The sequence below is a fragment of the Streptomyces sp. NPDC096013 genome (assembly GCF_044763565.1).
GTDB lineage: Bacteria > Actinomycetota > Actinomycetes > Streptomycetales > Streptomycetaceae > Streptomyces.
Genome location: NZ_JBIWGK010000002.1, coordinates 406,801 through 432,534, shown reverse-complemented (window position 1 = coordinate 432,534; position 25,734 = coordinate 406,801). Strand labels below are relative to the sequence as shown.

The following is a 25,734-nucleotide window of genomic DNA, read 5'->3' as shown; positions in this document are numbered from 1 at the left end:
GACCCACGTGCAGTGATGGTCGATTGACGCTACGTTGCGTGACAGTTCGGCCAATTCAGGCATTAAACCTGTACGTTGACCTTCACGACAGTCGCTTCAGGAGTACCGCAGAAGCGACGGGCCGCGCGCCCGCCTTCGCGATGCCGTCGGCCACCTCGCGGTCGGTCGACGCGACGATCACCGGCCGGCCCGGCGGCTCGGCACGCACCAGCTGACGGATCAACTCGTCGGCGGTGACGCCCGGTTTGGAGAACAGCACCCGCACCCCGCGCGGCGGCGCGAGCAGCACGGGCGCGGCCAGTTCGGCCCCGTCGAAGACACAGGTGACCTCGGCGCCGGTCTGCGCGGCGAGCTGCGAGAGCTGCCCCAGAAGCCTCAACCGCTGCTTCTCCAGGGGCATTTGGGGATAGCCGGTCTTGGTGACGTTGTAGCCGTCGACGACCAGGTGGGCCTGCGGCAGCGCGAGCAACTGGTCGAGGATCGCGGGGTCGTTCTCCGACAACGCCCGCGCCGCGATGTCCTTCGGGGTCATTCGTCCCGGTTCGACCGCGTCGACGGTCTCGGCCGGCCGCACGGACACCGGCGGCAACGCCAGCTCGCGGCGCAGCCCTTGGGCCGCGTCCAGCACCGTGTCGAGCAGCAGCCGCACCCGCATGTCCTCGACGCTGCGGCCCTCACGGGCGGCCTTGCGGGTGGCCTCAAGGGCCGCCTCCGCCTCGCCCAGACGGGCCTTCAGACGGCGGCTCTCGCTCTCGGCGGCCGACACCTGGGCCTGGCTCTCGGCGCGCGCGGTGTCCGTCTCGGCCCGCAGCTTACGCAGGGCGGCCTCGCCGCGCTTGACGTCACTGTGCGCGGCACGCAGCTTGCGGTGAAGCGATTCCGCTTCCTTCTTCGCCGCGTCCAGCTCGGTGCGCAGCCGCTCGGTCTCGGCCCGGGTCGCGTCCCGCGCCTGCGCCAACTCCTCGCGCAGCCGCTCCAGTTCGGCCCGGCTCTCCTCGTCGGCGCGCTCGGCGTCCGCGCGCAGCGCCTCCTCGCCCGCGGCGGTGACCAGCTTCACCCAGCCGGTGGGGCGCAGAACATAGGCCGCGGCCGCCACATCGAGCGGGTCCGCGGCCGGGGGCGGCGAGCCGGAGTCGAGGGCTCCGGCCAACTCCGGCTGGGCCTCTCTCAGTTTCTCCCCGATGCGCTGCCTGAACAGCGGATCGGTCTCCAGCGCGGCGGCCATCGCGTTTCCCGCGAACTTGGCGCGCCGGTTGGGGGCGAAGCGGGCGTACTGTCGTAGCTGCGCGGGCAGTTCGGCGACCGTGAGGCCGCCGAAGCCGTCCGACACGATCTGTACGACCCGCCTCCGCACGCCGTCGGGCAGCGGACGGTCGAGCACCTCGGCGGCGCCGTCGCCCGGCCCCCCGCCTGAGTTCTCCACCATCCTCACACCCCAATGTCTGTGCGGGGCCTCTCCCTCTCAGGAGGCGGCGCCCGGCCTGTCCACGAGTTCCACCTGATCCACGGCGTTGCACCAGCGGCAGCGCACCGACTCGATGGTCTCACTGACCACCTCGCGCTCCTCCACCTTCGGCTCACCGGCCAGGTCCAGGTGGAGGTACTCCACGACCTTCGACGAGCGCGTCACGTCGAAGCGCGTGAGGTTGCCGCAGAGGGTGCAGCGCCACCGCGTCGAGGCGGTCGGCAGGGGAACCGTCATCGTGGCTGTCCGCTTCCTTCGTTCCAGTTTCCGTGATCGCCGGTTTCCCCGGCGAGTGTGGCTCGTAACCCTACGGCCTGGCGGGTACTCGCCGCTCGGCCGTCCACAGCGGCGATTCACCCTGTCCCGTTGCGTCCCGTTACGTCATGCTCTGTAGCCATGATCAGCAACTGGGGCTCGGCCCTCGTCAGGACGTTCCGCGGCACATCGGCACCGATGACCTACGCCCTGATCGGCCTGTGCTGCCTGATCTTCGCCCTGGGCCCGGCCTCGGGCTTCGTCCCGTCCTACGGCACCGGGGACACGCTGCTCGCCGTGCAGCGGGCGTACTTCCGCCGCTGGGGGGTGGTCCCGGCCGACCTTTTCGCCCACCCCACCCGCGAAGCGCTCACCCCGGTCACGGCCCTGTTCATCCACGGCAGCTGGGTCCATCTCCTCGGCAACATGCTCTTCCTCTACGTCTTCGGAGCGATGACCGAGGAACGGCTGGGCCGGGTCGAGTTCACCCTGTTCTACGTGGTCTGCGGGTACCTCGCGCTGCTGGGCTACGCGGTGGCCAACACCGACTCCGAGCAGTCGCTGGTCGGCGCGTCCGGGGCGATCTCGGCGGTCCTCGGGGCGTTTCTGTACTTGTTCCCCCGGGCGCGCGTGACGAGTCTCCTGCCCTTCCTCTTCTTCCTGCCGCTGCGCTTTCCCGCGTGGGTCGTGCTGCCGTTCTGGGCGGCCCTTCAGTGGCTGGCGGCGGGCCAGGCGGCGACGGGGCCGGGGGTCGCGTACCTCGCCCACCTCGTGGGCTTCACGCTGGGGTTCGGCTACGCGTGGGTGAGATTCGGTCGTACCACTAGAGTTGGGGCCGCCCCAGCAACGGTCCCCGAGGGAGAGAACCAGCCGTGATCACCGCGATCGTCCTCATCAAGACCAGCGTGGACCGGATTCCGGAGATCGCCGAGTCGATCGCCGCGCTCGACTCCGTGAGCGAGGTCTTCTCTGTCACCGGTACGTATGACTTGATCGCGATGGTGCGGGTGCGGGAGCACGAGGATCTGGCCGATGTCATCCCCGGGCGGATCTCCAAGATTCCCGGGGTGGAGGGGACGGATACGCACGTGGCGTTCCGGACGTACTCGCAGCATGACCTTGAGGCGGCTTTTGCTATCGGGTTGGACTCGTGAGGTCGGGCGCCTAATCGTGTGCGGGGCGCGGAGCATGTGCGGGTGACCGGTCCGTCGTGGCTGGTCGCGCAGTTCCCCGCGCCCCTGGGGGGGTTGCCCTTGAGCCGCGTTGCAGCGCACCCCCTTCACAGCAGCCGGCAGATCACACCGCCGGTACGCAGCGGCCGTTTTCCGTGTGGTAGGTCCACTTGGCGCCCTTGGTGACCAGTTCGCGGACCGCGCTCACGAAACGCTCCACGTGCTCGTCCGGGGTGCCCGCGCCGAAGCTGACGCGGATGGCGTTGAGGGACTTTTCGCCGGGGGCCGCTTCGGGGGCGCCGCATTCGCCCTGGGTCTGGGGGTCCGTGCCCAGGAGGGTGCGGAGCAGGGGGTGGGCGCAGAAGAGGCCGTCCCGGACGCCGATGCCGTACTCGGCGGAGAGGGCTGCGGCGAAGTGCGAGCTGTTCCAGCCGTCGACGACGAACGAGATGACACCGACCCGCGGGGCGTCGTCGCCGAACAGGGACAGCACCTTCACCTCGGGGACCTCGGCCAGGCCCGCCCGTACCTTCTCGATCAGGTGCTGCTCGCGGGCGACCAGGGTGTCGAAGCCCGCCTCGGTGAGCGCCTTGCAGGCCGACGCGATGGAGTAGGCGCCGATGACGTTCGGGGAGCCCGCCTCGTGCCGCGCGGCGCTGTCGTGCCACTCCACGTCCACTCCCCCGTCCTCGCGCCGGGTGACCTTGCGGCTGGCGCCGCCGCCCGCGAGGTAGGGGTCGGCCGCCTGGAGCCAGTCGGCCCGGCCGGCCAGGACGCCCGAGCCGAAGGGGGCGTAGAGCTTGTGGCCGGAGAAGGCGATCCAGTCGACGTCGAGGTCCTGGACGGAGACCGGGTGGTGCGGGGCTAGCTGGGCGGCGTCCAGGACGATCCGGGCGCCGTGGGCGTGCGCGGCGGCGGCCAGCTCCCGTACCGGCCACAGCTCGCCGGTGACGTTCGAGGCGCCGGTGACGCAGACCAGGGCCGGGCCGTACGGGTCGCGGGCGGCGAGGGCCCGCTCCAGGATCTCCACCGCCTGGCCCGGGGTGCGCGGGGCGTCGAGGTAGCTGACCCGGGCGTCCTGCCAGGGCAGCAGCGAGGCGTGGTGCTCGGTCTCGAAGACGAAGACCTGGCAGTCGGCGGGGAGCACCGCGGCGAGGAGGTTCAGGGAGTCCGTCGTGGAGCGGGTGAAGATCAGCTGGTCGTCGGGGCGGCAGTCCAGGAACTCCTCGACCGTCCTGCGGGCGTTCTCGAACAGGTCGGTGGAGAGCTGCGAGAGGTAGCCGGCGCCGCGGTGCACGCTGCCGTAGTACGGGGCGTAGGCGGCGACGTCGTCCCAGACGCGCTGGAGGGCGGGGGCGCTGGCCGCGTAGTCGAGCGCCGCGTAGGTGACCTCGCCGCCCGTGACGAGCGGGACGGTGACATCCCGGCCGAGAACGGGCAGCGGGGCGCAAATGGTCCGGGCGGCGGCAACGGTGGTGACAGACATGGCGAACTCCCGTGAGAGGCAGGCGAATTCACTGCGCGAGCCGACACGGCCGCGGCGCAGGAAAAGAAGAAGGGGGTATGCGGAGGCGGGGCTCGACGCCCTATCGCATTCGCTTGCTCACAGAGGGCTCCCTCGATGACCAGGACCCCTGGTGTCTTTCGAGGGGCCCGCGCTTGCCGCAGACCTCGCTGCCTACGGCCTGGTCTTCACCCGGGGCACCCCGCCACGGACGGAGGGTTGCCGGACAGTCGGCCGGGGCCTCATGACTGTCACTCATGACCTGGTCGGAAAACCTACGCGAGCTGATCGTCGTCCCGCAACCCGTGTCCGGATCGCGGGACGACGCCCTGCTCGGTCACGCGTTGCTGGCGGCCGCCCAGCGCTCCAGGGTGCGCTTCGCGGCCCCGGAGTCGATCGACTCCCGCGCCTTCTCCATCCCGGCCCTGATCCGGTCCGCCAACGGCCCGTCCCCGGCCTCGAGCGCCACCAGGGCAGCCGCCGAGTTCAGCAGTACGGCATCCCGCACCGGGCCCGTCTCGCCGTCCAGGAGACGGCGGGCCACGTCCGCGTTGTACTCGGGGTCGGCACCGCGCAGGGCCTCCACCGGGACCAGTTCGAGGCCCACGTCCCGCGGGTCGAAGGACTCCTCCGTGACCTTGCCGTCACGGACGTTCCACACCCGGGAGGTGGCCGTGGTCGTCAGCTCGTCGAGGCCGTCGTCGCCGCGGAACACCAGCGCGGACGAGCCCCGTTCGGCCAGCACGCCCGCGATCAGCCCGGCCATGCGGGTGTCGAAGCAGCCGACCGCCGACGAGGTGACCTTGGCCGGGTTGGTCAGCGGGCCGAGGAGGTTGAACGCGGTCGGCACCCCCAGGTCCCGCCGGACCGCGCCCGCGAACCGCATCGTGGGGTGGAACTTGGCCGCGAAGCAGAACGTGATCCCGGCCTCCTCCACCACCTGCGCGACCCGCTCGGGCGACAGGTCGAGGTTGATGCCGAGCCGCTCCAGGACGTCCGAGGAGCCGCTCGCCGAGGAGGAGGCGCGGTTGCCGTGCTTGACGACCTTCGCACCGGCGCCGGCGATCACGATGGCGGACATCGTCGAGATGTTCACCGTCTTGGCCCGGTCGCCGCCGGTGCCGACGATGTCGACCGCCGGTCCCGGGATGTGCAGCGGCTTCGCGTGGGCGTACATCGTCTCGACGAGCCCGGTGATCTCCTCGACCGTCTCGCCCTTGGCCCGCAGCGCCACCAGGAAGCCCGCGATCTGCGCGTCGGCCGCCTCGCCGCTCATGATCCGGTCCATCGCCCACGCCGTGTCGGCGGTGCTCAGGTCCTGTCCGGCCAGCAGCGCGCTCAGTACGTCGGGCCAGGAACGGGCCGCCGCGGTGTCGCCTCCAGCGGGGGTCACAGCGCTCATACGGCCGCTCCTGAGTGTCGTAGAAACTGGGTTTGAACAGCGCCCCCACCCTATCCAGCGCGGGGCACGGCGAAGGGCCCCGTCCGGTGTTCGGACGGGGCCCTTCGACTGTGGCGTGGCGACGCCTCAGCGATCAGTGGTGGCCGTGGCCGCTCGTGATCTCCTTGTACTCCTCGACGGTGGGCTTGGGGATCTGGGACTCCTCGCCGTAGTACGCCTCGCTCAGCTTGGCGCGCAGCTTCTCGGAGCCCTTCACCTTGCGCTCCACGCCGTTGTCGTCGACGGTCGCGCCGATCGCGGCCGGCGCGTACTGCTCGTGCGCGGTGAGCGTGTGCAGCGCGTCCTGGCTGAGCGGCTCGTGGATCTCGACGAACTCACCGTGCGGCAGGCGCTTGATGATGCCGGACTCGCGGCCGTGCAGCACCTTCTCCCGGTCCCGGCGCTGGAGGCCGAGGCAGAACCGCTTGGTGGCGATGAAGACCAGCACCGGCACCACGAAGAAGCCGACGCGCACGAACCAGGTGATCGAGTTGATCGACAGGTGGAAGTGCGTGGCCCAGATGTCGTTGCCGCCACCGACGAGCAGGACGAAGTACCACGAGATCCACGCGGCGCCGAAGGCCGTACGGGTCGGGGCGTTGCGCGGGCGGTCCAGGATGTGGTGCTCGCGCTTGTCGCCGGTGACCCAGGCCTCGATGAACGGGTAGACCGCGATCGACACCAGGACCAGCGGGAAGATCACCAGCGGGATGAACACACCCAGGACGAGCGTGTGACCCCAGAAGTTGATCTCCCAGCCCGGCATGACACGGATCAGGCCCTCGGAGAAGCCCATGTACCAGTCGGGCTGGGCGCCCGTGGAGACCATGTCGGGACGGTAGGGACCCATCGACCAGATCGGGTTGATCGAGGCGACCGCGGCGATGGCCGCGATGACACCGAAGACCAGGAAGAAGAAGCCTCCGGCCTTGGCCATGTAGACCGGCAGCAGCGGCATGCCGACGACGTTGTTGTTCGTCTTTCCGGGGCCCGCGAACTGCGTGTGCTTGTGGTAGAAGACCAGGATCAGGTGGCCGACCACCAGGCCGAGCATGATGCCCGGCAGCAGCAGGATGTGGATCGAGTAGAACCGTGCGACGAAGTCGCCGCCCGGGAACTCGCCGCCGAAGAGGAAGAACGACAGGTACGTGCCGACGATCGGCACGGACAGGACCGCGCCCTCCATGAAGCGGACACCGGTGCCGGAGAGCAGGTCGTCCGGGAGCGAGTAACCGGTGAACCCGGTGAACATGCCCAGGACGAACAGCAGGAAGCCGAACAGCCAGTTGACCTCACGCGGCTTGCGGAACGCGCCCGTGAAGAACACGCGCATCATGTGCACGAACATGCCGGCGAGGAAGATCAGCGCCGCCCAGTGGTGGATCTGCCGGATCAGCAGACCACCGCGCACATCGAAGGAGATGTGCATGGTCGAGTTGAACGCCTCCGACATCAGCTGCCCCTGGAGCGGGACATAGCTGCCGTGGTACGTCACCTCGTTCATCGACGGGTGGAAGAACAGCGTCAGGTACACACCCGTGAGGATGATGATGATGAAGCTGTAGAGGCAGACCTCACCCAGCATGAACGACCAGTGGTCGGGGAAGATCTTGCGCATGTTGGACTTGGCCAGGGAGTAGATCCCGAGGCGTCCGTCCGCCCAGTCGGCGATCTTCTCGCCGGCCGGTGCCTTCTCGCGCGAGCGCGAGTCAGTGTTCGTCGTAGTGCTCATCCGCGCTCCCAGAATGCAGGACCGACGGGCTCATCGAAGTCGCCGAGCGCCTCGAGGTAGCCCTCGTCGCTCACGCCGATGCGCAGCTGCGGCAGGGCGTGACCGGCCGGGCCGAAGATCACTCGGGCACCGTCGGAGAGGTCGAAGGTGGACTGGTGGCACGGGCAGAGCACGTGGTGCGTCTGCTGCTCGTACAGGGAGATCGGGCAGCCCACGTGGGTGCAGATCTTCGAGAAGGCGACGATGCCCTCGTGCGCCCACTCCAGCTCGCGCTTGTCCTTGATGTTGTCCGGCTGGAGCCGGACGATCATCAGCGCGGACTTGGCGATCTCCGTCTGGAAGTCCTCGTCGGTCTCCTCCAGGCCCTCGGGCTTGGCGAAGGTGAGCGAGCCGACGGCCACGTCCGAGGGACGCAGCGGCAGGTTCGTGTTCATGTTGACGAGGAGCTTGCCCTTGGACCACAGGGTGTGGCGGAGCTTCGTCCCCGGCAGCGGGCCCAGGTCGCGCAGCAGCATGACGCCGGAGAGCGGGAACAGGGCCAGCGCGCCGAACATCGTGTTGCGGATCAGCTTGCGACGGCCGAGCGCCGACTCCCTGGCACCGTCCTTGAAGTCGGCCATGACCTTGGCCTTGACCTCGGGGGGCGCCTCGATCGCGTGCCGCTCGTCGGCGATCTCCACGTCGGACATCAGGGTGCGGGCCCAGTGGACCGCGCCCGCGCCGATGGTGAAGAGCGCTCCGCCGAGGGTCAGGCCCAGCGCGAAGTTGAGCGCGCTGATGTGACCGATCGGGAAGACGAAGATCGACTTGTCGGACGGGATCGCCACGTACGAGGCGATGAAGCCGACCGTGAGGAGCATCGACAGCGTGAACAGGAAGGCGACGACGCGCTCGGACCGCTTGGCGGCCCGCTCGTCGATGTCCTGGACACGGTGCTCGTGCGGGGGCAGTCCGGGGTCGGCGAACGGGTCGTGCTCGTCCGCTACCGACACCGCGCCGTGCGCGTCCTGCTCAGCGGGCAGGTTCTCTTCTGGAATGTCTTGGCTACTCATGACTTCTTGGCCTTTGCGGTCCGAGCGGCGACCCAGACGGCTACCGCGATCAGCGCGCCCAGACCGAAGATCCAGGCGAAGAGACCCTCACTGACCGGACCGAGACCGCCCAGCTCAAGACCGCCGGGGCTCTCGGTGTTGTCGCCGTTGACCGCGTTGAGGTACGCGATGATGTCCTTCTTGTTCTTCGACGACAGCGTGGTGTCGGGGAAGGAAGGCATGTTCTGCGGGCCGGTCTGCATGGCCTCGTAGATGTGCTTCGGAGCGACACCCTCGAGGCTCGGCGCGAACTTGCCGTGCGTCAGCGCGCCGCCCTTGCCGGTGAAGTTGTGGCACTGGGCGCAGTTGGTGCGGAACAGCTCGCCACCCTTGGCGATGTCCGAACCCTCCGGCCCGTACTCGTTCTTCGTCGGAATGGCCGGACCGGCGCCCAGCGAGGCGATGTACGCCGCGAGCTGGTCGATCTCGGCCTGCGAGTAGATGACCTTCTTGGCCGGGATCTGAGCACCCGGCTGCTGCGCCGGCATACGGCCGGTGCCGACCTGGAAGTCGACCGCCGCGGCGCCGACGCCCACAAGGCTCGGACCGTCGGAGGTGCCCTGACCGCCGGTGCCGTGGCAGCTTGCGCAGCCGACGGCGAACAGCTTCTTGCCCTCGTCGATGGCGAGGGACTGGGCGGACTCGTCGGCCTGCGCCTTGCTCGCGGGAGCGAACGCGGCGTACAGCCCCCCAGTTGCCGCCAGCGCGAGGAGTAGGACGACGACCGCCGCCAGCGGATGGCGTCGTCGTGTGGAGAGCTTTTTCACGGATTACCCCGGTGTCAGGATCTTCTGCGTCGATGCTTCTGGAATGTGCGCTTCTTGGCTGCGCTCGGGATCGGGCCCGACTACTTGATCAAGTAGATCGTGGCGAAGAGGCCGATCCAGACGACATCGACGAAGTGCCAGTAGTAGGACACGACGATGGCCGCGGTCGCCTGTTCGTGGGTGAACCTCTTGGCCGCGTAGGTACGTCCGAGGACGAACAGGAAGGCGATGAGGCCGCCCGTCACGTGCATGCCGTGGAAGCCGGTGGTCAGGTAGAACACCGAGCCGTACGGGTCGGAGGACAGCGACAGGCCGTCCTTCTTCACCAGCTCCGTGTACTCGAAGATCTGACCGCCGATGAAGATCGCACCCATCACGAACGTGATGATGAACCAGCCCCTGAGCTTCTTCACATCCCCGCGCTCGGCCGCGAACACGCCGAGCTGGCAGGTGAGGGAGGAGAGCACCAGGATCGTGGTGTTGGTCGCGGAGAACGGAAGGTTGAGATGGCTCGCCATCTCCTTCCAGTGATCCGGACCGGTCACCGATCGCAGGGTGAAGTACATCGCGAAGAGGGCCGCGAAGAACATCAGCTCGGAACTCAGCCAGATGATGGTTCCGACGCTGGTGAGGTTCGGCCGGTTGACCGACGGGTGCGCGTGCCCGGTTTCTACTGTCGTTGCTGTCGCCACGACCGACATTATGTCGGTCGCTTATCCCGCCCTCACTCCCGGGGGTGCCGTTCGGAGTGTCCGCAGCGTGTGTACTGCCCGTATGGCCCATCGCAGGGGTGTTCCAACAGGTGTTGACGGGGTGTTCAAAGGAGTAGCATCCGCCGCATCGGTACCCGGGGTTCCCGATCGACGACGCGGAGGAACAATGCAGCCGACTGCCACGGTGCTCGTCTACAGCGACGACTCCAACACCCGCGAGCAAGTGCGGCTGGCCACCGGGCGCAGGCCGGCTCCGGACGCGCCGTTGGTGGAGTTCCTGGAGTGCGCGACGCAGGCTGCGGTGGTGAAGGAGCTGGACCGGGGCGGGATCGACGTCTGTGTCTTCGACGGTGAGGCCGCGCCGATGGGGGGCATGGGGTTGTGCCGCCAGGTGAAGGACGAGGTCTTCGACTGCCCGCCGGTGCTGGTGCTCATCGGGCGGCCGCAGGATGCGTGGCTTGCCACGTGGAGCCGTGCGGACGCGGCGGTGACACTGCCGGTGGACCCGGTTGAGTTCGCGGCCTCGTTGGCCTCTCTGCTGCGTCACAAGCGAGCCTTGAGCGCCTAGTAGCTCGGGACGGCCCGCAGTTTCGCGGCTGCGGGCCGGTTGTGGTTGCTCGCGCAGTTCCCCGCGCCCCTTTGGGGCGTGTCTCACAAGGACTCGGGACGGAGCCGTGCGGCGACTTCCGGACGAGGTCCGTCCGGTGTTCCGCCGACCAACGCGCTGCCGGACCGCCAGTTCTTCCAGCCGAGGTTCCAGTCGCCGAAGCCGTTGCCGAAGGGCTCCATGTCGTCGCCGTTCGAGTTGACGACCTTGACGACGTCACCCTCGTGGATGGTGTCGAAGAACCACTCGGCGTTGCCGGTGCTCATGCCGGTGCAGCCGTGGCTGACGTTCGCGGAACCCTGGGAGCCCACCGACCAGGGGGCGGCGTGGACGTACTCGCCGCTCCAGGTGACGCGGGTCGCGTAGTACACGGGAAGGTCGTACGAGTCCGAGGAGCCCTCGGAGATGCCGACGGTGGTTCCGCGCATCCGTACGAAGTACTCCTTGCCCAGCACGACCTTGACGCCGTTTCGGGTCTCGAAGCCGGGCTTGCCGGTGGTGACGGGGATCTCGTTGATCTCCTCGTCGTTCCTGTAGACCGTCATCTCGTGGGACGCGGCGTCCGTCACGGCGACGATCTTGTCGCCCGTGGTGAGTTTGAGGTCCTTCGAGGCGCCGCCCCACAGACGGTCGCTGATCTTCACGCCGTCGAGGTTGCTGTGCACCTGGATGGTGGCGTGGGCGGGCCAGTACTCCTTTGGGCGGTAGTGGAGTTCCTTGTCGTCCACCCAGTGCCAGGCGCCCTCCACGGCGGGCACCGAGTCCACCCTGAGGGAGCGTTCCACGATGGCCCGCTGCGCCTTGTCCTTGACGGGCTTGTTCAGCTCGGCGGTGACCGGCTGGCCGACGCCGTACGTGCCCGCGTCCGGGCCGAACTTGACGGTCAGGCTCTTCTTGGTGGTCGGCTTGGTGGTGTCGAAGGTGAGGACCCTGCGGCCGGGGGCGCCGTCCCCGTTCTCCGTGCTCACGCGGACCGTGTAGTGGGCGTTGGCGGCCAGCGGGGAGGTGCTGTGCCAGCGAGTGCCGTCGGCGGCGAGTTCGCCCGTGACGTAGCGTCCCGTGGCGTCCACGGCCGTGACGTCCGTGATCCGCCCGTCGTCGCCGGAGGCGGTGACCTGGAGGGGCTTGTCTGGGTCGGCCTTCTTCCCGTTGCCGGACGGGCCGTTGAACGAGATCTGCCCCGCCGCGTCGTACGGCTTGGCCGACAGCGGGTTGCCGCCGTCGGACCCGCAGGCGGTGACGCCCGCGCCGAGGGAGATCACCAGCAGGGTGCAGCTGACGACGGTGCGGGTGCGCGGAGAGTGGTTCATGAGCCGAGGTTATGAAGCTTCGTCAGCCCCGGCGCGGTGGGTCACTCGGACGAGGGACCGACACTGCTGCAAAAGCACGAGCCCGGACCCTCCTGACGGAGTGTCCGGGCTCGTGCGGGTTCAGCGCGTGCTACTGGGTGCGGTTCTCACCGCGGTAGTACTCGAAGACCCAGCCGTACAGGCCGACCATGATGATCGGGGCGGAGAAGTACAGCAGCCACCAGCCGATCGCGATCGACAGGAAGGCCAGTGCGCCACCGATGCCGAGGGCGAGGGGCTGCCAGCTGTGCGGGCTGAAGAAGCCCACCTCGCCGGCCTCGTCCGCGACGTCGGCCTCCTTGTTGTCCTGCGCGAGGGTGTCGATCCGCCGGGCCGTGAAGCCCAGGTAGAAGCCGACCATGACGCACAGGCCGAAGGCCATGAAGAGGGCCGTGGTACCGGCCGCCTCCTTGGACCAGACGCCGTAGACGACGGCCATGACCAGCACGAAGACGGCCAGCCACATGAACATCCTGCCCTGGACCTTCACTTGCCCGCCTCCTTGCCGCCGGCGAGGGCCTTGTCACCGTGGTGCGCGTTCTCGAGCTGGTCGAGAGCGGCGATCTCCGGGTGGTGCAGGTCGAACGCCGGGGATTCGCTGCGGATCCGCGGCAGGGTGAGGAAGTTGTGCCGCGGCGGCGGGCAGGACGTCGCCCACTCGAGCGAGCGGCCGTAGCCCCACGGGTCGTCGACCTCGACCTTCTTGCCGTACTTGGCCGTCTTCCACACGTTGTAGAGGAACGGCAGGATCGACAGGCCGAGCAGGAAGGAGCTGATCGTCGAGATCGTGTTCAGGGCGGTGAAGCCGTCGGCCGCGAGGTAGTCCGCGTAACGACGGGGCATGCCCTCGGCGCCCAGCCAGTGCTGGACCAGGAACGTGCCGTGGAAGCCGATGAACAGCGTCCAGAAGGTGATCTTGCCGAGGCGCTCGTCGAGCATCTTGCCGGTCATCTTCGGCCACCAGAAGTGGAAGCCGGAGAACATCGCGAACACGACGGTGCCGAAGACCACGTAGTGGAAGTGGGCGACGACGAAGTACGAGTCCGAGACGTGGAAGTCCATCGGCGGCGAGGCCAGGATGACACCGGTCAGACCACCGAAGGTGAAGGTGATCAGGAAGCCGGTGGCCCAGAGCATCGGGGTCTCGAAGGACAGGGACCCCTTCCACATCGTTCCGATCCAGTTGAAGAACTTCACGCCGGTCGGTACGGCGATGAGGAACGTCATGAAGGAGAAGAACGGCAGCAGCACACCGCCGGTGACGTACATGTGGTGGGCCCACACCGTCACGGACAGGCCGGCGATGGAGATGGTCGCGGCGACCAGGCCCATGTAGCCGAACATCGGCTTGCGGGAGAAGACCGGGATGACCTCGGAGATGATGCCGAAGAACGGCAGCGCGATGATGTACACCTCTGGATGGCCGAAGAACCAGAAGAGGTGTTGCCACAGCAACGCACCGCCGTTGGCAGCGTCGAAGACATGTGCCCCGAATTTCCGATCCGCCTCCAGCGCGAAGAGCGCGGCGGCGAGGACGGGGAAGGCCAGCAGGACCAGGACGGCGGTCAGCAGCACGTTCCACACGAAGATCGGCATGCGGAACATCGTCATGCCCGGTGCGCGCATGCAGATGATCGTGGTGATGAAGTTGACCGCACCGAGGATCGTGCCGAAGCCGGAGAAGGCCAGACCCATGATCCACATGTCGGCGCCGATGCCCGGCGAACGGACCGCGTCCGACAGCGGGCTGTAGGCGAACCAGCCGAAGTCGGCAGCGCCCTGCGGGGTGAGGAAGCCACCGACCGCGATGGTCGAGCCGAACAGGTAGAGCCAGTAGGCGAACATGTTCAGCCGCGGGAACGCCACGTCGGGCGCGCCGATCTGGAGCGGCATGATCCAGTTCGTGAAACCGGCGAACAGGGGCGTCGCGAACATCAGCAGCATGATCGTGCCGTGCATCGTGAACGCCTGGTTGAACTGCTCACTCGACAGGATCTGAAGACCCGGCCGCGCCAGCTCGGCGCGCATCAGCAGCGCCATGACGCCGCCGATCAGGAAGAACGCGAACGACGTGACCAGATACAGCGTGCCGATCGTCTTGTGGTCGGTGGTGGTGAGCCACTTGATCACGACGTTGCCGGGTTGCTTGCGCCTTACCGGCAGCTCGTCCGCGTAGTGGGACTCTGCTGCCGCGGCACCCTGAGGTTCGTTGAGGATGCTCACAGGTTGTTCGTCTCCCGGTTCTTCTCGTGGCTCGTCTGCGCGATGCCAGCGGGGATGTAACCGGTCTGCCCCTTCTTGGCGAGGTCCTTGAGGTGCTGCTGGTAGCGCTCCGGCGAGACGACCTTCACGTTGAACAGCATCCGGGAGTGGTCGACGCCGCAGAGCTCGGCGCACTTGCCGAGGTAGGTGCCCTCCTTGGTGGGGGTCACCTGGAAGGCGTTGGTGTGACCCGGGACGACGTCCATCTTCATCAGGAACGGCACCACCCAGAAGTCGTGGATGACGTCACGTGAGGTGAGGACGAAGCGGACCGTCTCGCCCTTGGGGAGCCAGAGGGTCGGACCCGGGTTGCCCGTCTGCGGGTTCTTCGTGGCGGGCGTGCCGACGTCGTAGACGCCGCCGGCGTTCGCCGGGAACTCCTTCTTGAACCGGTCCGGGATCGCGGTCAGGTTCTTGTCGGTCGTCGCGTCACCACTGACACCGTCGACGTTCTCGATGTAGTTGAAGCCCCAGCTCCACTGGAAGCCGACGACGTTGACCGTCACATCGGGCTTCTTGTCGAGGCTGAGGAGCTTCGTCTCATCGCGGGCCGTGAAGTAGAACAGCACCGAGACGATGATGAGCGGAACAACCGTGTACAGCGCCTCGATGGGCATGTTGTACCGGGTCTGCGGGGGGATCTCGACCTTGGTGCGGCTGCGCCTGTGGAAAACGACGCTCCACATGATCAGGGCCCACACCAGGACGCCGACGGCGAGCGCGGCAGCCCAGGATCCCTGCCACAGGGAGAGGATCCGCGGACCCTCCTCCGTGGTCGGGGTGGGGAAACCAAGGCGAGGGAAGTCCTTGGATGTGCAACCGGTCGCGGTCGCCAGGACCAGGCCCGCAGTCATTGCCTGCAGCAGCTTCCGCCGCATCGGGCGCCGCGGCGAGCGGTCGGAGCCGTTGGGACTCACGTAGCGCCTTCCCGAGAGTCTCGCCCGCGCGGATTGGCTGCGGCCTGCCTTCACGCGGGTCGGTCGCCGCCCTGCGTCGGGCAGGGGTTTGGATGTTTATGCGGACCAAACCCTAGCCGACGCCCTCCGGGGCTTCGCGGGGAGGGTGGCATACGCGCCGCGGGTTACTCCTTGCGCCTAATAGCTCGGGGGTTCAGGTGATTTGGGCGGGTGCGGAGTGCGTTGTGGCTTGTCGCGCCCCGCGGCTGGGCCGCCATGTCGATGTCCCGCGCCCCTTCGTGGCTCACCCTCGTTCTACCGTTGCCGTGTGTCCTACTTCGATGCTGCCTCCTCCGCTCCTCTCCATCCCGTCGCCCGGCAGGCCCTGTTGGCGTCTCTGGACGAGGGGTGGGCGGACCCCGCCCGGCTGTACCGGGAGGGGCGCAAGGCGCGGCTGCTGCTGGATGCCGCCCGTGAGGCGGCTGCCGAAGCCGTCGGGTGCCGGGCCGACGAGCTCGTCTTCACGTCCTCCGGGACACGGGCCGTACACACGGGGATCGCGGGGGCGTTGACGGGGCGGCGGCGCGTCGGGCGTCACCTGATCGTGTCAGCGGTTGAACACTCTTCCGTGCTCCATTCGGCCGAGGCGCTGGTCGCGGAGGGCGGTTCGTCCACCGAGGTGCCGGTGGACCGTACGGGCGCCGTGAGTGTGGAGGCCTACGCCGATTCCCTCCGCTCGGACACCGCGCTGGCCTGTCTTCAGTCGGCCAACCACGAGGTGGGGACGGTCCAGCCGGTCGCCGAGGTGGCGGAGGCGTGCCGGGCGGTCGGGGTGCCGTTGCTGGTCGACGCGGCGCAGTCGCTGGGGTGGGGGCCGGTCGAGGGCGCGTGGTCGCTGCTCACGGCGAGCGCGCACAAGTGGGGCGGCCCGGCCGGCGTGGGTCTGCTGGTGGTCCGCAAGGGCGCGCGCTTCGCACCCCAAGGGCCCGTCGACGAAAGGGAGTCGGGCCGTGCCCCCGGCTTCGAGAACATCCCCGCCGTGGTCGCCGCGGCCGCCTCACTCCGCGCGGTCCACACGGAGTCGGCCCAGGAGTCGCTACGGCTGCGGGAACTGACGGAGCGGATCCGTACGCGGGTGCCGCGGCTGGTGCCGGGGGTGGACGTGGTCGGCGATCCGGTGCGGCGCCTGCCCGGGATCGTCACCTTCTCCTGCCTCTACGTCGACGGGGAGACCCTCCTCCACGAACTCGACCGCGCCGGTTTCGCGGTCTCCTCCGGCTCGTCCTGCACGAGCAGCACCCTGACACCCAGCCACGTGCTGAAGGCGATGGGTGTCCTGAGTGAGGGGAATGTGCGGGTGTCGTTGCCGCGGGGCACGACGGAGGAGGACGTCGAACGCTTCCTCGCCGTGCTGCCGGACGCGGTGGCGGGGGTGCGCGAGAAGCTGGGAGCCCAGGCCCCGGTGACCACCGTGGAAGAGAACGCCCTGGTCGTGGACGCCCTCGGCAAGCGCTGCCCGATCCCCGTCATCGAACTGGCGAAGGTCATCGGCGACGTGCCGGTGGGCGGCACGATCCGCGTCCTGTCCGACGACGAGGCGGCACGGCTGGACATCCCGGCCTGGTGCGAGATGCGGGCCCAGGAGTACCTGGGTGAGGAAAAGGCGGACCGGGGCACGGCGTACGTGGTCCGCCGGCTGACCTGATCTCCTGAGGGGCGCGGGGCTGTGCCGATACGCGGCCACGCCGCGGGTGCGCGGCCGGCCCCCGCGCCCGGGGGCGAGAAATCAGCCCAGGTGCCCCCGCACCTCGGCCGCGGCATCGTGCCCGTACGCCTTGGTGAACCGGTCCATGAAGTGCACCCGCCGCAGCTGGTACTCCTGCGTACCCACCGTCTCGATGACCAGCGTCGCGAGCATGCACCCGACCTGCGCCGCCCGCTCCAGGGAAACCCCCCACGCCAGCCCCGAGAGGAACCCCGCGCGGAACGCGTCGCCGACCCCCGTGGGATCGGCCTTGCGCTCCTCCTCCGCGCACCCGACCTCGATCGGGTCCGCCCCGACGCTCTCGATCCGGACACCGTTCGAGCCGAGCGTGGTCACCCGGTGCCCGACCTTCGCGAGGATCTCCTCGTCGCTCCAGCCGGTCTTGGACTCGATGAGCCCCTTCTCGTACTCGTTCGAGAAGAGGTACGCCGAGCCCTCCAGCAGGATGCGGATGTTGTCGCCGTCCATGCGCGCGATCTGCTGCGAGAAGTCCGCGGCGAAGGGGATGGAACGGGTCCGGCACTCCTCCGTGTGGCGGAGCATCGCCTCGGGGTCGTCGGCACCGATGAGGACCAGGTCGAGGCCGCCCACGCGGTCGGCGACGGTCTTCAGCTCGATCTGCCGGGCCTCGCTCATCGCGCCGGTGTAGAAGGAGCCGATCTGGTTGTGGTCGGCGTCCGTGGTGCACACGAAGCGGGCGGTGTGCAGCGTCTCGGAGATCCGGACCGAGTCGGTGTCGACGCCGTGCCGGTCGAGCCAGTCGCGGTACTCGGCGAAGTCGGAGCCGGCGGCGCCGACCAGGATCGGCCTGGTGCCGAGCTGGCCCATGCCGAAGGCGATGTTGGCCCCGACGCCGCCCCGGCGTACGTCGAGGTTGTCGACCAGGAAGGAGAGCGACACCGTGTGCAGCTGGTCCGCGACCAGCTGGTCGGCGAAGCGGCCGGGGAAGGTCATGAGGTGGTCAGTGGCGATGGAGCCGGTGACTGCGATGCGCACGGCGAGGACTCTCCTGAGGGAGGCTGCGTTGACAGTTCACGCTACCCGGTCGGTGCGGTGGCTCTGAAGCGGCCAAAACTACCCGATAGTAGATCTTTCTTCGCGAGGTCAAGCGTGCCTACGGTGCGGCTATGACGAACCTCGATGTTCACACCGCCGTTCCGGTCCGTTTCGAGGGCGAGGGCGAGACCGGCCTCGCGGCGCTGCGCGGCGACTGCGCCCGGATGGCTCCCCACTGGACGGTTCCGGACCGGATCGTCTCCCTGCCGGTGTCCCCGTCCCTCATCCATGGCGTGACCGTGCCGTCGGCGTCGGCCCGGCTGCTGGACGGAATGTCGGAGTACGGCGACTGAGCGGAGCCCCCTCGGCCGGATCGGCGCGCTCCGGGGAACCGCGCGCCCCCTCGCTGCGTCCCATCGCTGTCCCCCGTAGAGGGGATGCGGAATACGACCCTTCCGCCCGCCTCTTTGACAGGGGCCGGTCAGGGTCACGGGACAGTTGCGCAGCCGAAGGAGCGATGCGGTGAACACCGAGCGACCCGACAACGACGACACGACCGGCACGTCCGGTGACGTGCGGGGCGCGACGGGCTCCGCCGAGGGGACCGGGACCGGCGCAACCGGAGTCGGCCGGGCCGGGGGCGGCGCGACTGGGGTCGACGAGACCGGTGGCGGCGCGACCGGCGTCGACAATGCCGAGGCCGGCGGCCGCCGGCAAGATGCCGGTTCTACGGCGTCCGGCGCGGACGCCGTTGGCGTGGCATCCGGCACAGAAGCCGACCTCACAGAAGAAGCCGACCCGCAGGGGGTCGACGGCCCACCGGGAGTCGACTCGAAAGCCGGCCAACCGCAAGAAGCCGCTTCAACGGTGTCCAGCGCGGACGCCGGTCCTGTGCCGTCCGGCGCCGACGCGGACCCGCCGGAGGCCGCCGGCCCCGCACCCTCCGAGACCGACCGGCCGGAAGCCGCCCTCACCGCACCGCCCGAGGCGGATCGGCCGGAAGCCGTCGACCTCGCATCGCCCGAGGCGGATCGGCCGGAACCCCCCGCCCCCACGACGCCCCCCGAGGCCCCCCACCCGGAGCGGCCCGGTTCCACCGCCGACTCCGATCTCCCCCTGCGTGACCACTCCCCCGAAGACGACGACTCGCACTCGCGCCGATCCCGTTCCCCCCTGGTCATCGCCTCCGTGGCCGTCGCCGTGCTGCTCGTCGGAGGGGGCGGGGCGTATCTCGCGTCCTCCTCCTCGTCCGGCGCCGGAGACGAAAGCGGAGCCGGAGCATCCGGTGCGGGCGGCACTCCCCCGCCCCTGGCGCTCGACGGCTACTCCTCAGGCGGAACCAGCGGAATCGCGCCCGGCGAGCCGAACCCGTACGGGGAGACCTACCAGGCCACGGGGAGCCTGCCCGGCGGTCCGGAGTCCGCGGCCGTCTACGCACCGCGGGGTGACGTCGCCAAGGACGCGGTCGCCCGGCTCGCGAAGGCGCTCGGGGTCACGGGGACGCCGGTGGCCGAGGGGCAGGTCTGGAAGGTCGGCGGGCAGGACGGCACCGGGCCGAGCCTCCAGGTGAACAAGGCCGCGCCGGGCATGTGGACGTTCACCCGCTACGCCCCCGGCACCGACGACTGCACCGGCACGGTCGCCTGCACGAAGGACCCGGCCGCTCCCGCCGTCGACCCGGTGAGCGTCGCCGCGGCGAAGAAGGCCGCCGCCCCGGTCCTCAAGGCCGTCGGCCAGGACGACGCGAAGGTCGACGCGAGCCAGCTCATGGGCGCGCAGCGGGTGGTGAACGCCGAGCCGGTGATCGGCGGGCTGCCCACGCACGGCTGGACGACCGGGCTGACGGTCGGCGCCCAGGGTGAAGTGGTCGGCGGGAGCGGGCAGTTGGCGGCGCCGGTGAAGGGTGACGTCTATCCGGTGCTGAGTGCGCGCAGGACGCTGGACCTGATGAACGCGGCGCCGAGGACGGATCACCGTATGGGCATCGGGGGGTGCGCCAGCCCCGTACCGCTGAAGGACCGGCTGGAGGCGCCCTGTGGTTCGTCGACCGCGTCCTCCGCCACCGCGACGCAGGCCCCGGCCGCCGTCGGGCACGCGGAGTTCGGGCTCGCCGCGCACTCCGTGGACGGGAAGCAGACGCTGGTGCCGTCCTGGCTGTTCGAGGTGCGGCAGCCGGGCGGGCAGGACGGTTTCACGGTGACGTATCCGGCGATCGACCCGAAGTATCTGGCCTCCGCCGACACCCCCACTGCTACGGCGAGTCCGTCGGCGACGGCGGCACCGCACGACGTCAAGGCGGACGGTTACACGGCCGACGGGAAGAGTCTCACCGTGGCGTTCACCGGCGGGGTGTGCGCCGACTACAAGACGTCGGCCGTGGAGAGTTCGGGCCGGGTGACGGTCACGGTGACCGCGACTCCCTGGCCGAAGAAGATCTGCGTCATGATCGCCAAGGTCTACCACCAGACCGTGCAGCTGAAGGCGCCGCTCGGTGACCGGAAGGTGGTGGGCGCGGACGGCAAGGCGATCCCCGTGGAGCGGAAGGCGGAGGTCGGCGCCGGCCCCTCGCTCGCGCGGTAGCCACGGCACCGGAAAAGCCCGAAGGCGGCGGCCCTGTCGGAGGGGGTCGCCGCCTTCGTTCCGCTCAGTCGCGCGACGCGGCCTGTCGGCCACGCGCGACGCGTCCGGTCTAGCTGAACGAGTCGCCGCAGGCGCAGGAGCCCGTCGCGTTCGGGTTGTCGATCGTGAAGCCCTGCTTCTCGATGGTGTCCACGAAGTCGATGGAGGCGCCGCCCAGGTACGGGGCGCTCATCCGGTCGGTGACGACCTTGACTCCGCCGAAGTCCTTGACGACATCGCCGTCGAGGGACCGCTCGTCGAAGAAGAGCTGGTAACGCAGGCCGGAGCAGCCGCCGGGCTGGACGGCGACACGCAGGGCCAGGTCGTCACGGCCCTCCTGGTCGAGCAGGGCCTTGACCTTCGCCGCGGCGGCGTCGGACAGGATGATGCCGTCGGTGACGGTGCTGGTCTCGTCCGATACGGACATCTACATCTCTCCCGGGTTGTACGGAGACTGCTTGCCGACGATGTCAACCGCCGGGGCCGGGGATTCATTCCGGACCATCTCCGGTGTCTTTCCCCTGGCTCCTCTTCCATGCTCGCACACGCCCGCAAGGCCCCCCGCCGAGTGCGCGGACGGCACCCGCCGGGATTGATGTCACATCGACGACATCGCCATCGTCAAAGTGACGTGAAGCGGTTATGATAGATAACGTCAAATCGACGAAAAGGCACGTTCTCTCCACGGAACAGGCCGCAGAAGAGCCCAGCCCGCAGAACAGAAAGGGTGCGTGTCGTGACCACCGCCCAGACCCAGGAGCTCGACGTACAGCCGACGCCCCTCGCCCTGCTCCTTCTCGGCCGTGCGGCCGACCCGAGCAGCGAGCGCGGTGTCGATTGCCCCGGCGACCTGCCCTCGCCGTCCGACCCCGACCTGGTCGAGCGGGCCCGCGCGGCCAAGGAGAAACTCGGCGACAAGGTCTTCGTGCTCGGCCATCACTACCAGCGCGACGAGGTCATCCAGTTCGCCGATGTCACGGGCGACTCCTTCAAGCTGGCCCGGGACGCCGCCGCGCGCCCCGAGGCGGAGTACATCGTGTTCTGCGGTGTGCACTTCATGGCGGAGTCCGCGGACATCCTCACCGGCGACGACCAGAAGGTCGTGCTCCCGGATCTCGCGGCCGGCTGCTCGATGGCCGACATGGCCACCGCCGAGCAGGTCGCCGAGTGCTGGGACGTGCTGACCGAGGCCGGCATAGCCGAGCGGGTCGTGCCGGTGTCGTACATGAACTCGTCCGCCGACATCAAGGCGTTCACGGGCAAGCACGGCGGCACGATCTGCACCTCGTCGAACGCCGAGCGGGCTCTTGAGTGGGCCTTCGAGCAGGGCGAGCAGGTGCTGTTCCTCCCGGACCAGCACCTCGGGCGCAACACGGCGGTCCGCGACCTCGGCATGAGCCTTAAGGACTGCGTGCTGTACAACCCGCACAAGCCCAACGGGGGCCTCACCACAGAGCAGTTGAGGTCCGCGAAGATGATCCTGTGGCGCGGCCACTGCTCGGTGCACGGCCGTTTCTCGCTGGAGTCGGTGGAGGACGTGCGGGCCCGTATCCCGGGTGTCAACGTCCTCGTCCACCCGGAGTGCAAGAACGAGGTGGTGGCCGCGGCCGACTACGTCGGCTCGACGGAGTACATCATCAAGGCACTCGAGGCGGCCCCGGCCGGTTCGAAGTGGGCCATCGGCACCGAGCTGAATCTCGTACGCCGGCTGGCGAACCGTTTCGCCCCCGAGGGCAAGGAGATCGTCTTCCTCGACAAGACGGTCTGCTTCTGCTCGACGATGAACCGCATCGACCTCCCCCACCTGGTCTGGACCCTGGAGTCGCTCGCCGAGGGCAAGCTGGTCAACCGCATCGAGGTGGACAAGGAGACGGAGGCGTTCGCCAAGCTGGCGCTGGAGCGGATGCTGGCGCTGCCGTAGCCGTACCGGGCTACTCCACCCGCGGCCGGACCAGCCCCGACTCGTAGGCGATGACGACGAGTTGGGCCCGGTCGCGGGCGCCGAGCTTGGACATGGCGCGGTTGACGTGGGTCTTCACCGTCAGCGGGCTGACCTCCAGGCGTTCGGCGATCTCGTCGTTCGAGTGACCGCCGGCGACCTGGACGAGGACCTCGCGTTCGCGGACGGTGAGGGCGTCGAGGCGTTCGGCGCGGGCCGGGTCGCGGTCGTCGTCCAGGTCACCGCCCTGGGCGAGGAAGCGGGCGATCAGACCCTTGGTCGCCACCGGGGAGAGCAGCGCCTCGCCCGCCGCCGCGACCCTGATCGCGCTCAGCAGTTCCTCCGGCTCGGAGCCCTTGCCCAGGAAGCCGGACGCGCCCGCGCGCAGGGACTGCACCACGTAGTCGTCGACCTCGAAGGTCGTCAGTATCACCACCCGGACATGGGCGAGCGACGGGTCCGCGCTGATCATGCGGGTCGCGGCGAGGCCGTCGGTGCCGGGCATCCGGATGTCCATCAGCACGACGTCGGCCCGCTTCTCCTTCGCCAGCCGTACGGCCTGCGCGCCGTCCGAGGCCTCTCCCACGACCTCCATGTCCGGCTCCGAGTCGACGAGCACGCGGAAGGCGCTGCGCAGCAGGGCCTGGTCGTCGGCGAGCAGGACACGGATCGTCGTCATACGGGGTCCCCCGAGGCGCGTGGGCGGGTCTTGACCGGCAGGATCGCATGGACGCGGAAGCCGCCTCCGTAGCGGGGACCGGTGGTGAGGGTGCCGCGCACGGCGGTGACGCGCTCGCGCATGCCGAGCAGGCCGTGGCCGCCGCCGGAGTCGGGGTCGTGGTCCTCGCCGGAGCCGTTGTCGAGGACGGTGACCTCCAGGTTCGGGCCCACCCGGACCACGCTGACCTCGGCCTTCGCCTCCGTACCGGCGTGTTTCTGGACGTTGGTGAGGGCTTCCTGGATGACGCGGTAGGCGGCCAGGTCGACGGCCGCGGGCAGGGCGGTGCCGTTGTCGGCGCGGGCCACCTCGACGTGCAGGCCCGCGTTGCGGAAGGTGCCGGCGAGTTCTTCGAGGCGGTCGAGTCCGGGGGCCGGTTCGGTGGGGGCCTCGGGGTCTCCGGACTGGCGCAACAGGCCGACGGTGGCCCGGAGTTCGTTGAGCGCGGACCGGCTGGCCTCGCGTACGTGCGCGAGCGCCTCCTTGGCCTGGTCCGGGCGCTTGTCCATGACGTGCGCGGCGACCCCGGCCTGGACGTTGACCAGGGCGATGTGGTGCGCGACCACGTCGTGCAGGTCCCGGGCGATGCGCAGGCGCTCCTCGGCGACCCTCCGCCGGGCCTCCTCCTCACGGGTGCGTTCGGCCCGTTCGGCGCGCTCCCTCATGGCGTGCACGAATTCCTTGCGGCTGCGCACGGCGTCGCCCGCGGCGGCCGCCATGCCGGTCCAGGCGAAGATGCCGAGGTTCTCCTGCGCGTACCACGGGAGGGGGCCGCCGAGCATCGCGGCGCCGGTCAGCACGGTCATCGTGAGCAGGGCGACGCGCCAGGTCGTGGAGCGGTCGGTGGTGACGGCGACGGTGAACAGGGCGACCACGGCGCACATCGCGACCGGGGCGCGGGGGTCGCTGGTGACGCTCTCGACGAGGGACGCGGTGGCGGTGACGGCGAGCACCAGCATCGGGGCGCGGCGGCGTTTGACCAGTGCGGCGGCGCCGATCACCATCAGGATCAGGCTGAGCGGGTCGGGGGTGCGGATGCCCCAGCTCCCGCCGTTGTCGCCGCGGGGGTCGACGAAGGAACCGGCGATCATGCAGAGGAGCACGGCTGCGGCGAGGGCGACGTCCAGGGCCGATGGGTGCGCCTTCGCTTGGCAGCGGGCTCGGTCAACGGCACTCATTCCGGCAACGGTACGGCGTCCCTCCCGGGGGCTGTGCCCCCAGACCCCCTGCGGCGAAAAGACGGAGAAGGAGCGCCCGCTACCCCGGGATCAGGCCGTCGTCGCTCAGCAGGTCCCGGACCTGTTCCAGGGTGGCGTCCGGGGACGGGAGGATCAGCTCGGACGGTTCCAGGGAGTCGTCCGGCAGCGGCTCGCCCAGTTCGCGGACTTTCGACAGGAGTGCCTGGAGGGTCTCGCGGAAGGCGGGGCCGTCTCCGTTGCGTACTTCTGCCAGGAGTACGTCGTCCAGCTTGTTCAGCTCGGTGAGGTGGCCGTCGGCCAGCCTCACCTGCCCCTCCCCCATGATCCGTACGATCATGTCGCCCTCCTCAGGCGTGGGCCTACTGCTTGTCGAAACGCGGGGTGTCCTGCGGCTGCTGGGGCTGCGCCTTGTCGGTGCCGCCCTCGATCGCCTGCTGCGAAGCGGACGAACCTCCGGCCAGCTCCGCCTTCATGCGCTGGAGTTCCAGCTCTACATCCGTACCACCGGACAGGCGTTCCAGCTCGGCCTGGATGTCGTCCTTGGCCATGCCGGTCGGGTCGTCCAGGGCACCGGAGGCGAGGAGCTCGTCGATCGCGCCGGCGCGGGCCTGGAGCTGCTGGGTCTTGTCCTCGGCCCGCTGGATCGCCAGGCCGACGTCGCCCATCTCCTCGGAGATGCCGCTGAAGGCCTCGCCGATCCGGGTCTGCGCCTGGGCCGCCGTGTACGTGGCCTTGATGGTCTCCTTCTTCGTCCGGAAGGCGTCCACCTTGGCCTGGAGGCGCTGGGCCGCGAGGGTGAGCTTCTCCTCCTCGCCCTGGAGCGTGGTGTGCTGCGTCTCCAGGTCCGTCACCTGCTGCTGGAGGGCGGCGCGGCGCGAGAGCGCCTCGCGGGCCAGGTCCTCGCGGCCGAGGGCGAGCGCCTTGCGGCCCTGGTCCTCCAGCTTGGAGGACTGCGACTGCAACTGGTTGAGCTGGAGCTCCAGACGCTTGCGGGAGGTGGCGACGTCGGCCACACCCCGGCGCACCTTCTGAAGCAGCTCCAGCTGCTTCTGGTACGAGTAATCGAGGGTTTCGCGCGGGTCCTCGGCCCGGTCAAGGGCCTTGTTCGCCTTCGCGCGGAAGATCATCCCCATACGCTTCATGACACCGCTCATGGGCTTCGCGCGCCCCCTTCTGACGGACTCCAGCTCCAGCGACTGCAACAGAACCCACAGTACGGGCCCTGCATCCATTACCGCACTGTT

The 25,734-nt window shown here is 69.2% G+C and carries 25 protein-coding genes and 1 riboswitch; of the genes, 7 read left to right on the top strand and 18 right to left on the bottom strand.

Features of this window, described 5'->3' with window-relative positions; all coding sequences use genetic code 11:
- Window positions 1-82: 82 nt before the first annotated feature.
- Window positions 83-1,426, bottom strand: a complete 1,344-nt coding sequence (locus tag ACIRB1_RS09430) for an NYN domain-containing protein (RefSeq protein WP_352183640.1) — start codon at window positions 1,424-1,426, stop codon at window positions 83-85.
- Between the two features lie 36 nt (window positions 1,427-1,462).
- Window positions 1,463-1,702 carry a hypothetical protein gene (locus tag ACIRB1_RS09425; RefSeq protein ID WP_093625796.1) on the bottom strand — a complete coding sequence of 80 codons (240 nt, stop codon included), beginning with the start codon at window positions 1,700-1,702 and terminating at the stop codon, window positions 1,463-1,465.
- A gap of 159 nt (window positions 1,703-1,861) precedes the next feature.
- On the opposite strand from ACIRB1_RS09425, the gene ACIRB1_RS09420 reads away from it, so the two are divergent.
- Together ACIRB1_RS09420 and ACIRB1_RS09415 are read left to right on the top strand one after the other, a co-directional pair.
- Complete coding sequence (locus tag ACIRB1_RS09420) at window positions 1,862-2,596, top strand: rhomboid family intramembrane serine protease (protein ID WP_352183639.1); 735 nt, start codon at window positions 1,862-1,864, stop codon at window positions 2,594-2,596.
- The gene (locus ACIRB1_RS09415) at window positions 2,593-2,874 is read left to right on the top strand and encodes an Lrp/AsnC ligand binding domain-containing protein (protein WP_352183638.1); all 282 of its coding nucleotides are present in this window, start codon (window positions 2,593-2,595) and stop codon (window positions 2,872-2,874) included. Before ACIRB1_RS09420 ends, ACIRB1_RS09415 begins: the two co-directional genes overlap by 4 nt.
- 142 nt (window positions 2,875-3,016) lie before the next feature.
- Here ACIRB1_RS09415 and ACIRB1_RS09410 read toward each other — a convergent pair whose 3' ends face one another.
- From ACIRB1_RS09410 to ACIRB1_RS09385, 6 genes are all read right to left on the bottom strand, one after another.
- Window positions 3,017-4,378 (bottom strand): aminotransferase class V-fold PLP-dependent enzyme, encoded by a 1,362-nt coding sequence (locus tag ACIRB1_RS09410; RefSeq protein ID WP_403465146.1) that lies wholly within the window; start codon window positions 4,376-4,378, stop codon window positions 3,017-3,019.
- Between the two features lie 164 nt (window positions 4,379-4,542).
- Window positions 4,543-4,659, bottom strand: a riboswitch (SAM riboswitch).
- A 74-nt stretch (window positions 4,660-4,733) separates the two neighbouring features.
- Window positions 4,734-5,798 carry an anthranilate phosphoribosyltransferase gene (trpD, locus tag ACIRB1_RS09405; RefSeq protein WP_352183636.1) on the bottom strand — a complete coding sequence of 355 codons (1,065 nt, stop codon included), beginning with the start codon at window positions 5,796-5,798 and terminating at the stop codon, window positions 4,734-4,736.
- A gap of 133 nt (window positions 5,799-5,931) precedes the next feature.
- A complete protein-coding gene (locus ACIRB1_RS09400) occupies window positions 5,932-7,569 on the bottom strand; it encodes a cytochrome bc complex cytochrome b subunit (protein ID WP_352183635.1) in 1,638 nt (545 codons plus the stop codon).
- Window positions 7,566-8,621 (bottom strand): Rieske 2Fe-2S domain-containing protein, encoded by a 1,056-nt coding sequence (locus tag ACIRB1_RS09395; protein ID WP_352183634.1) that lies wholly within the window; start codon window positions 8,619-8,621, stop codon window positions 7,566-7,568. The genes ACIRB1_RS09400 and ACIRB1_RS09395 overlap by 4 nt, the downstream gene beginning before the upstream one ends.
- Complete coding sequence (locus ACIRB1_RS09390) at window positions 8,618-9,427, bottom strand: c-type cytochrome (protein ID WP_266767854.1); 810 nt, start codon at window positions 9,425-9,427, stop codon at window positions 8,618-8,620. The genes ACIRB1_RS09395 and ACIRB1_RS09390 overlap by 4 nt, the downstream gene beginning before the upstream one ends.
- Before the next feature lie 80 nt (window positions 9,428-9,507).
- Complete coding sequence (locus ACIRB1_RS09385; RefSeq protein WP_019067823.1) at window positions 9,508-10,128, bottom strand: heme-copper oxidase subunit III; 621 nt, start codon at window positions 10,126-10,128, stop codon at window positions 9,508-9,510.
- Between the two features lie 178 nt (window positions 10,129-10,306).
- Between ACIRB1_RS09385 and ACIRB1_RS09380 the strand changes: the two genes are divergently transcribed.
- Window positions 10,307-10,708, top strand: coding sequence for a hypothetical protein (locus ACIRB1_RS09380; protein WP_403465145.1), 402 nt, complete (start codon window positions 10,307-10,309; stop codon window positions 10,706-10,708).
- A gap of 83 nt (window positions 10,709-10,791) precedes the next feature.
- Here ACIRB1_RS09380 and ACIRB1_RS09375 read toward each other — a convergent pair whose 3' ends face one another.
- The 4 genes from ACIRB1_RS09375 to coxB all read right to left on the bottom strand — a co-directional run bounded on the left by ACIRB1_RS09375 (window position 10,792) and on the right by coxB (window position 15,275).
- Window positions 10,792-12,057, bottom strand: a complete 1,266-nt coding sequence (locus tag ACIRB1_RS09375; RefSeq protein ID WP_403465144.1) for an Ig-like domain-containing protein — start codon at window positions 12,055-12,057, stop codon at window positions 10,792-10,794.
- Window positions 12,058-12,187: 130 nt separating this feature from the next.
- Window positions 12,188-12,586 carry a cytochrome c oxidase subunit 4 gene (locus ACIRB1_RS09370; RefSeq protein WP_352183631.1) on the bottom strand — a complete coding sequence of 133 codons (399 nt, stop codon included), beginning with the start codon at window positions 12,584-12,586 and terminating at the stop codon, window positions 12,188-12,190.
- Window positions 12,583-14,319, bottom strand: coding sequence for a cytochrome c oxidase subunit I (gene ctaD / locus ACIRB1_RS09365; RefSeq protein WP_266767860.1), 1,737 nt, complete (start codon window positions 14,317-14,319; stop codon window positions 12,583-12,585). The genes ACIRB1_RS09370 and ctaD overlap by 4 nt, the downstream gene beginning before the upstream one ends.
- Window positions 14,316-15,275, bottom strand: a complete 960-nt coding sequence (coxB, locus tag ACIRB1_RS09360; protein ID WP_403465143.1) for a cytochrome c oxidase subunit II — start codon at window positions 15,273-15,275, stop codon at window positions 14,316-14,318. The genes ctaD and coxB overlap by 4 nt, the downstream gene beginning before the upstream one ends.
- 307 nt (window positions 15,276-15,582) lie before the next feature.
- Here coxB and ACIRB1_RS09355 point away from each other — a divergent pair, with 307 nt between their 5' ends.
- A complete protein-coding gene (locus ACIRB1_RS09355) occupies window positions 15,583-16,959 on the top strand; it encodes a cysteine desulfurase/sulfurtransferase TusA family protein (protein WP_403465142.1) in 1,377 nt (458 codons plus the stop codon).
- An 81-nt stretch (window positions 16,960-17,040) separates the two neighbouring features.
- Here ACIRB1_RS09355 and ACIRB1_RS09350 read toward each other — a convergent pair whose 3' ends face one another.
- Window positions 17,041-18,015: a carbohydrate kinase family protein gene (locus tag ACIRB1_RS09350; RefSeq protein ID WP_403465141.1), complete on the bottom strand. Its 975-nt coding sequence runs from the start codon at window positions 18,013-18,015 to the stop codon at window positions 17,041-17,043.
- Window positions 18,016-18,146: 131 nt separating this feature from the next.
- On the opposite strand from ACIRB1_RS09350, the gene ACIRB1_RS09345 reads away from it, so the two are divergent.
- Window positions 18,147-18,368, top strand: coding sequence for a hypothetical protein (locus ACIRB1_RS09345; protein WP_352186035.1), 222 nt, complete (start codon window positions 18,147-18,149; stop codon window positions 18,366-18,368).
- Between the two features lie 169 nt (window positions 18,369-18,537).
- Window positions 18,538-20,595, top strand: coding sequence for a hypothetical protein (locus ACIRB1_RS09340; protein ID WP_403465140.1), 2,058 nt, complete (start codon window positions 18,538-18,540; stop codon window positions 20,593-20,595).
- A 109-nt stretch (window positions 20,596-20,704) separates the two neighbouring features.
- Here the strand turns inward: ACIRB1_RS09340 and ACIRB1_RS09335 are convergent, their stop codons facing one another.
- Window positions 20,705-21,061, bottom strand: a complete 357-nt coding sequence (locus ACIRB1_RS09335) for an iron-sulfur cluster assembly accessory protein (RefSeq protein WP_030582488.1) — start codon at window positions 21,059-21,061, stop codon at window positions 20,705-20,707.
- Window positions 21,062-21,370: 309 nt separating this feature from the next.
- On the opposite strand from ACIRB1_RS09335, the gene nadA reads away from it, so the two are divergent.
- A complete protein-coding gene (gene nadA, locus ACIRB1_RS09330) occupies window positions 21,371-22,555 on the top strand; it encodes a quinolinate synthase NadA (protein WP_403465139.1) in 1,185 nt (394 codons plus the stop codon).
- A gap of 10 nt (window positions 22,556-22,565) precedes the next feature.
- On the opposite strand, the gene ACIRB1_RS09325 is transcribed toward nadA, so the two are convergent.
- From ACIRB1_RS09325 to ACIRB1_RS09310, 4 genes are all read right to left on the bottom strand, one after another.
- Entirely contained in the window at window positions 22,566-23,252 is a 687-nt protein-coding gene (locus ACIRB1_RS09325) for a response regulator transcription factor (protein ID WP_352186033.1), read from the bottom strand.
- Window positions 23,249-24,469, bottom strand: a complete 1,221-nt coding sequence (locus ACIRB1_RS09320) for a sensor histidine kinase (protein ID WP_352186032.1) — start codon at window positions 24,467-24,469, stop codon at window positions 23,249-23,251. Before ACIRB1_RS09320 ends, ACIRB1_RS09325 begins: the two co-directional genes overlap by 4 nt.
- Window positions 24,470-24,548: 79 nt before the next feature.
- Window positions 24,549-24,827, bottom strand: a complete 279-nt coding sequence (locus tag ACIRB1_RS09315) for a hypothetical protein (protein ID WP_352186031.1) — start codon at window positions 24,825-24,827, stop codon at window positions 24,549-24,551.
- A gap of 22 nt (window positions 24,828-24,849) precedes the next feature.
- Entirely contained in the window at window positions 24,850-25,644 is a 795-nt protein-coding gene (locus tag ACIRB1_RS09310) for a PspA/IM30 family protein (protein WP_266767872.1), read from the bottom strand.
- Window positions 25,645-25,734 lie beyond the last annotated feature (90 nt).